The sequence below is a fragment of the Streptomyces sp. CRN 30 genome (genome assembly GCF_034105845.1).
Genome location: NZ_JAVRHI010000576.1, coordinates 1 through 7217, shown reverse-complemented (window position 1 = coordinate 7217; position 7217 = coordinate 1). Strand labels below are relative to the sequence as shown.

General features: G+C 73.6%; 8 protein-coding genes. 4 read left to right on the top strand and 4 right to left on the bottom strand.

Annotation, left to right across the window (positions count from 1 at the left end; translation table 11 throughout):
• A partial coding sequence (locus UW392_RS66890) for a polysaccharide deacetylase family protein (RefSeq protein WP_320785246.1) occupies window positions 1-1502 on the top strand: 1502 nt, incomplete at its 5' end.
• A 93-nt stretch (window positions 1503-1595) separates the two neighbouring features.
• A complete protein-coding gene (locus UW392_RS66885) occupies window positions 1596-1811 on the top strand; it encodes a DUF4287 domain-containing protein (RefSeq protein WP_320785245.1) in 216 nt (71 codons plus the stop codon).
• Between the two features lie 63 nt (window positions 1812-1874).
• Here UW392_RS66885 and UW392_RS66880 read toward each other — a convergent pair whose 3' ends face one another.
• The 3 genes from UW392_RS66880 to UW392_RS66870 form a co-directional block, all read right to left on the bottom strand.
• Window positions 1875-2132: an exodeoxyribonuclease VII small subunit gene (locus tag UW392_RS66880; protein ID WP_320785244.1), complete on the bottom strand. Its 258-nt coding sequence runs from the start codon at window positions 2130-2132 to the stop codon at window positions 1875-1877.
• Window positions 2133-2142: 10 nt separating this feature from the next.
• Complete coding sequence (xseA, locus tag UW392_RS66875; RefSeq protein WP_320785243.1) at window positions 2143-3351, bottom strand: exodeoxyribonuclease VII large subunit; 1209 nt, start codon at window positions 3349-3351, stop codon at window positions 2143-2145.
• A gap of 85 nt (window positions 3352-3436) precedes the next feature.
• Window positions 3437-4834, bottom strand: a complete 1398-nt coding sequence (locus UW392_RS66870; protein WP_320785242.1) for an APC family permease — start codon at window positions 4832-4834, stop codon at window positions 3437-3439.
• 92 nt (window positions 4835-4926) lie between these two features.
• Between UW392_RS66870 and UW392_RS66865 the strand changes: the two genes are divergently transcribed.
• The gene (locus UW392_RS66865) at window positions 4927-5943 is read left to right on the top strand and encodes a 4-hydroxy-3-methylbut-2-enyl diphosphate reductase (protein WP_320785241.1); all 1017 of its coding nucleotides are present in this window, start codon (window positions 4927-4929) and stop codon (window positions 5941-5943) included.
• Window positions 5944-5972: 29 nt separating this feature from the next.
• A complete protein-coding gene (gene ppgK / locus UW392_RS66860) occupies window positions 5973-6731 on the top strand; it encodes a polyphosphate--glucose phosphotransferase (protein ID WP_320785240.1) in 759 nt (252 codons plus the stop codon).
• Window positions 6732-6750: 19 nt separating this feature from the next.
• Here the strand turns inward: ppgK and UW392_RS66855 are convergent.
• On the bottom strand, window positions 6751-7217 hold a 467-nt coding region (locus UW392_RS66855; protein WP_320785239.1), incomplete at its 5' end, for a DUF6542 domain-containing protein.

Sequence of the window (7217 nt, the reverse complement as noted above, 5' to 3'; positions counted from 1 at the left end):
GGCCGGTCGACCGCCGCCGACCGCTGCTGCGCGGCTCCCTCGCCCTGCTCTCCCTCGCGGTCCTCGCGCTGCCCTTCACCGCCGCCTGGCAGTACGACGCCTTCCGCCGTGCCGTCTCCCGGCAGGCCCCGGCCCCGGCGGCGGGCGCCCCGGCCGCGGCCACCCCGGCGACGGCCGGGAGCGCCGCCCCGGTCGTCCTCGCCTACCACGACGTGGGCGACGAGACGAAGGGCCGCTACACGGTGTCGCCGGAGCGCTTCGACGCCCACCTGCGCGCCCTGCGCCGGGCCGGGTACCGCACCCTGACGACCGCCGAGTTCACCGCGTACCTGCGCACCGGCCGCACCCCCGCGCCGCGCACCGTCTACCTCACCTTCGACGACGGCACCCACGGCCTGTGGGTGCACGCCGACCCGATCCTGAAGCGGTACGGGGCCAAGGCGGCGGTCTACCTCATCACCGGCCAGGTCGGCACCCACCGCCCCTACTACCTGTCCTGGGCGGAGACCGGGCGGATGGCCCGGTCCGGCCGCTGGGACTTCCAGGCGCACACCGACGACAGCCACGTACGCGCCGCCGTGGACGCCTCCGGACGCCGGGCGTCGGTGCTCAGCAACCGGATCTGGCGGGAGGCCGACGGCCGCCCGGAGACGGAGGCCGAGTACCGGCGCCGCGTCGCCGCCGACCTCGACCGGTCGATCGCCGCCCTCCCCGCCCACGGCCTGCCCCGGCCCGAGCTGTTCGCGTTCCCCTTCTCCGAGGCGCTCGGCGACACCAACCTCGGCACGAGCGGGACGGCGATCCTCCGCGCGCTGCTGCGGGAACGGTTCACGGCCGCCCTGACCAACAGCCCCGACCGGCCGTCGCCGCCCGGCCCGCGCGCCGCCGCGGCCGGACTGGTGCAGCGGCTGGAGATCACCCGCGAGACCGGCGCTGAGGCGCTGCTCGCGCGGATCGCCGACTGGGCGCCGCTCTCCCCCGCCGACGTCCGCCGACCCCTGGAGCGGCCCGGTGACTGGCGGTTCGGCGGCGGCCTGCGGCTCGGCACCGGCGCCCTGACCGGCGAGGGCCCGCACCCGCGCCGCGGCTACGTCTGGGCCGCCCACGCCCCGCTCGCCACCGCCGACTGGACCGCGTACCGGGTCCGCACCACGGCCACCGGCCTGCGCCCCCGCACGACCGGCGTCAATCTCACCGTCCGCTCCGGCAGTGAGCGCCCCGTGATCCTCTCCGTCGGCCAGGGCTCGGCCCGCCTGATCGAGAAGGGCGGCGACCGGAACGCCCCTCGCTGCGCCCTGGAACCCGCCGCCGAGCACGCGCTCGACGTCACCGTCACCCCCGAAGCGGTACGCGTCACGGTCGACGGCCGTTCCTGCGCCACCCTGCGCTCCCGTCGGGGCGAGGCGGCGTCCGGCTCCGGCGGCCTCACCCTGGCCGTCCGCAACGACACCTGGGCCGAGGACACCGAGTGGCCTGCTTTCACCTCCCTGACGGTCGAGTGACGCGGATCACATCACGACGGCGATCACTTTCCGCGGTTCCCGGTGTCATGAACACCGATACCTCGTCACCCGACCGGATGGGACCGCACCGACATGACCACCGACGCCGTCAAGGGCCCCGCGAGCTACTTCCCGTCGATCGAGAAGAAGTACGGCCGCCCGGTCGCGGAGTGGAAGGAGCTGATCCGCTCCTCGCCGCTCACCCGGCACATGGAACTCGTCGGCTGGCTGAAGACCGAGCACGGCCTGGGCCACGGGCACGCCAACGCCCTGGTCGCGCACACGCTCGCCGAGGACAGCGGCAAGTAGCCCGCGCGGCGGGAGCCCACGGGGCCGTCCGCCGTCCGGCGGACGGGCAGCCGACGACCGGGCCTAGGAACCGGCCGGGTCCGCGAGGTCCTCGCCCCCGGCCTCCTCGGCCAGGGCCGCGTCCAGCCGGGCCCGCGCCCCGTCCAGCCAGCGCCGGCAGATCTTCGCCAGCTCCTCGCCCCGCTCCCACAGGGCGAGGGACTCCTCCAGCGTCGTACCGCCCGCCTCAAGGCGCCGTACGACGTCGATCAGCTCGTCCCGGGCCTGCTCGTAGCCGAGCGCCTCGGTCCGGGCCGCCGTCTGCTCCACCTCGCTGGTCATTCCACCCACCCTAAGCGTCGACACTGACAGTGAAATCGCCCTCGGAGACCCGCGCGCGCAGCGTCTCGCCCGCCGTCACCTCGGCGGGGTCCCGCACCGCCCGGCCGTCCTCCCGCTGGAGCACCGCGTAGCCCCGCTGGAGCGTCGCCGCGGGGGAGAGCGCCACCACGCGCGCGTGGGTGTGCGTCAGCTCGGAGTCCGCGCGGTCCAGCTGGTGGCGCAGGGTGCGCCGGCCCCGCTCCAGCAGGGCCGTCACCTCCTCGGCACGTCCTTCGACCATCCGGTGCGGGTCCTGTACCGAGGGCCGGGAGAGCGCCTGCGCCAGCCCCCGCTCCTCACGGTCCAGGAACGCCGCGACACAGCGCCGGGTGCGGTCCCGCAGCTGCCGTACCCGCTCGTACTCCTCGCCGACGTCCGGCACCACCTTCTTCGCGGCGTCCGTCGGCGTGGAGGCGCGCAGGTCCGCGACGTGGTCGAGGAGCGGGTTGTCCGGCTCGTGCCCGATGGCGGAGACGACCGGCGTACGGCACGCGGCGACCGTCCGCACCAACTGCTCGTCGGAGAACGGCAGCAGGTCCTCCACGCTGCCGCCGCCGCGCGCCACGATGATCACGTCGACGTCGTCGATCGCGTCCAGCTCCTTGACGGCCTGCACCACCTGCGGCACCGCGTGCACCCCCTGCACCGGGACGTTGCGCACCTCGAAGCGGACGGCGGGCCAGCGGTGCCGGGCGTTCTCCAGGACGTCCCGCTCGGCGGCGGAGGCACGCCCGCAGACCAGCCCGATCAGCTGCGGCAGGAACGGCAGCGGCTTCTTGCGCTCCGGCGCGAACAGTCCCTCGCGCGCGAGGGACTTCTTCAGCTGTTCGAGCCGGGCGAGCAGCTCACCGACCCCGACGGGCTTGATCTCGGCGGCCCGCAGCGACAGCTGCCCGCGCGGCGCGTACCACTCGGGTTTGGCGCGGACCACGACGCGGGCGCCCTCGCCGATCACGTCGGCCACCGCGTCGAACACCTGCCGGTAGCAGGTGACGCTCACGGAGATGTCGTGCGAGGGGTCGCGCAGCGTCAGGAACACCACGCCGGCGCCCGGCCGCCGGGAGAGCTGGGTGATCTGCCCCTCGACCCAGATCGCGCCGAGCCGGTCGATCCAGCTCCCGATGAGCCGGGAGACCTCGCCCACGGGCAGGGGGGACTCGGGAGTCGTGTTGACGGCCATACGGGGAGCGTATCCGCCCACGCCGACAGTGCCTGAGAACGCCGGAAGGGGAACGCGCCCCTCCGGGGGCGCGGGGCCGTTCCCCCTACGAAGCAGGCCGCCCCCGCTGAACCACCAGCACCCCCAAGCCGATCACGAACCAGATCAACCCCACCACCTGCGCCGTTCCCGATGCCTCGACGATCACCGCGACGGTGACCGCCGCCCCGACCACCGGCACCAGCACATGCCGCCACCAGCTCACCGGAGAGTCCGCACCCCCCGCCCGCCGCACGGCGAACCACCCCACCACGCTCGCGTGCAGCAAGGTGAACGCGGCCAGCGCCCCGATGTCGACCACCGACGTCAGATGGTCGAGCCCGTCGTCCCGCCGCGCGGCCCACACCGCCGCCACCAGCGTGATCACGGCCGCGACCAGCAGCGCGACCCGCGGCACCCCCGCGTACGTCCGCGCCAGCACCCCCGGCAGCCGCCGGTCCCGGCCCATCGCGAACAGCAGCCGTCCGGCCGCCGCCTGCCCGGCCAGTGCCGCGAACGCCGCACCGATCGCTTTACTCACCGCCACCAGATCATGCAGCCACGACCCCACGGAAACGTCGACGGCGGTGTAGAACGCCGACCCCTGCCGCGCCGGATCGGCCGCCAGCTCCGCCGACGTCGCCGGTGAGAGCAGCGCCGCCAGATAGGTCTGCGCCACGAACAGCACGCCCGCCAGCGCCAGGCAGAACAGCAGCGCCCGCGCCACCTTCGCCGACCCTCCGGTCACCTCCTCCGCGAACGTCGCGATCGCGTCGAAGCCCAGGTACGACAGGACCGCCACCGACACCGCGCCGACCACCGCCGACAGCGCGAACGCCCCCTGCGTCCCGTCCCCGGACAGCGGCGACAGCCAGCCCCGCTCGGCGCCGTCCCGGACCAGCACCACGACCGCCGACACCACGAAGACGACCAGCACGACGATCTCCAGGGCGAGCACCGCGAACCCCACCCGGGCCGCCGCCCGCACCCCCCACAGGTTCAGCAGCGTCGTGACGACGACCGCCAGCGCCGTCCACACCCAGCGCGAGACCCCGGGGACCAGCTCGTTCATCGCGATGCCGGAGAAGAGATAGGCGACCGCCGGGATGAGGACGTAGTCCAGCATCGCCATCCACCCGGCGACGAATCCGGCCCCCCGGCCGAGCCCCGCGCGCGCGTAGGCGAAGACCGAGCCCGCCTGGGGGACGACCCGCACCATCTGCGCGTAGCTGAAGGCGGTGAACGCCATGGCCACCGTGGCGACGACGTACACCAGCGCCACCGCGCCGTGCGACTTGGCGTCCAGCGTGCCGAAGACGCCGACCGGCGCCATGGGCGCGATGAACAGCAGCCCGTAGACCACCAGGTCCCGGAAGCCGAGCGTCCGCCGCAGCTCCCGCGGTTCTCCGGCCCCTGGGGCCGCCGTGCCTCCGGCCCCCTGGGCCGCCGTGCCGGTCTCGGACATCGCGCCTCCGCCAGTACCCGTACGCCTCCTCGCCAGTCTCACCGGCAACGCGGGGGCCACGCGATCTCTGACCCGCCGAACGCGGCCTTACGATGGACCGTATGACTGCTTCGCCTGGCCGCCGTGTCCTGCTCGCCGCCCCCCGTGGCTACTGCGCGGGTGTGGACCGCGCCGTGATCGCCGTCGAGAAAGCGCTGGAGCAGTACGGTGCGCCCGTCTACGTCCGGCACGAGATCGTCCACAACAAGTACGTCGTGCAGACCCTGGAGAAGAAGGGCGCGATCTTCGTCGAGCGGACGGAGGAGGTCCCCGAGGGGAACATCGTGATGTTCTCCGCGCACGGCGTCGCCCCCGTCGTCCACGAGGAGGCCGAGCGCGGCCGGCTCGCCACCATCGACGCGACCTGCCCCCTGGTCACCAAGGTCCACAAGGAAGCGGTCCGCTTCGCAGGCGACGACTACGACATCCTCCTCATCGGCCACGAGGGCCACGAGGAGGTCATCGGCACCTCCGGCGAGGCCCCCGACCACATCCAGCTGGTCGACGGCCCCGAGGACGTCGCCAAGGTCGAGGTCCGCGACCCCTCCAAGGTTGTCTGGCTCTCCCAGACCACGCTCTCCGTCGACGAGACCATGGAGACCGTCGACGCGCTGCAGAACAAGTTCCCGCAGCTGATCTCCCCGCCCAGCGACGACATCTGCTACGCCACGCAGAACCGTCAGCTCGCGGTGAAGCAGATGGGCGCCGAGGCCGAGCTGGTGATCGTCGTCGGCTCCCGCAACTCCTCCAACTCCAAGCGGCTGGTCGAGGTCGCCAAGCAGGCCGGCGCCCGCGCGGCGTACCTGGTCGACTTCGCCGACGAGATCGACGAGAGCTGGCTGGAGGGCGTCACCACGGTCGGCGTCACCTCCGGCGCCTCCGTCCCGGAGGTCCTGGTCGAGCAGGTCCTGGAGTACCTCTCCCAGCGGGACTACACGGACGTGGAGATCGTCAAGGCGGCGGAGGAGTCGATCACCTTCTCCCTGCCCAAGGAGCTCCGCCGGGACCTCCGCGAGGAGGCGGCGGCGCTGGTCGCGGAGCGCGGCGGGGCGGGTACCGCCGAGAAGTGACCGCACGTGGCAGGCCGTAACGTAGTGCCATGCAGATCTTCGGCGTGGACATCGGCGGGTCGGGCATCAAGGGCGCCCCTGTGGATCTCGACAGGGGTGACCTGGCCCAGGAGCGCCACAAGGTGCTCACCCCGCACCCCGCCACCCCCGACGGGGTGGCCGACGGGGTGCGGCAGGTGGTGGAGCACTTCGAGTGGACCGGCCCGGTCGGACTGACCTTCCCCGGCGTGGTCACGGCCGGTTCGACGGTCCGTACGGCGGCCAACGTCGACAAGGGCTGGATCGACACGGACGCGCGTGCCCTGTTCAGCGAACGGCTGGGCGGGCTGCCGGTGACCGTGGTGAACGACGCGGACGCGGCGGGCGTCGCCGAGATGCGGTTCGGCGCGGGCCGAGGCCGCCGGGGCACGGTCATCCTGCTCACCTTCGGCACCGGCATCGGCAGCGCCGTCTTCAGCGAGGGCGTCCTGGTGACCAACACCGAGCTGGGCCACCTGGAGCTGGACGGCCACGACGCCGAGAAGCGGGCCTCCAGCAAGGTCAAGGAGGACCACGACATGTCCTGGGAGCAGTGGGGACACCGGGTCCGGGCCTACCTCGCCCACGTGGAGATGCTGTTCTCCCCGGAGCTCTTCATCATCGGCGGCGGGGTCAGCCGCAAGGCGCAGAAGTTCCTGCCGTATCTCGACGGCATCCGCGCGGAGATCGCCCCGGCCCAGTTGCAGAACAACGCGGGGATCGTGGGCGCGGCGATGCGCGCGGCGGAACAGGGCACGACGACGGGCTGAGCGGGACTCCCGCCGGGGCTCAGGCGGCCGGTGCGCGGCCGCGGGCGGCGGCCCGGCGCCGCACCAGCCGGACACGGCGGGCGATCACGATCGAGCCGGCGATCAGCGTCCCCCCGTAGAGCCACCCGGCCTCCGTGGCCAGCGCGGTGACGTACCCCGCGAGGTGCCCGGAGAACCCGTCACCGCCGTCCGCGACGGTGACCAGTCCCACCGCGAAACCGATCGGCACGATGATCGGCGCGGTCAGCAGGTCGCCCCGCCGCACCCAGACCGCGGTCAGGACACAGGCCGGCAGGAACAGGACGCCGTACACCGTCCGCTCCGCCTCGAACAGCAACTGGTCGAGGAAGCCGAGGGCGAGCATCATCGCCGCGCAGAACAGGCCGCCGCCCAGTCCGGTCAGCCGGGGGTTCGGCAGCCGCCGCGCGGTCGTCGCCGCGGCGGCGCCGGACGGCCGGCGCACGGGGGAGCGGCGTGGGGCGGCGG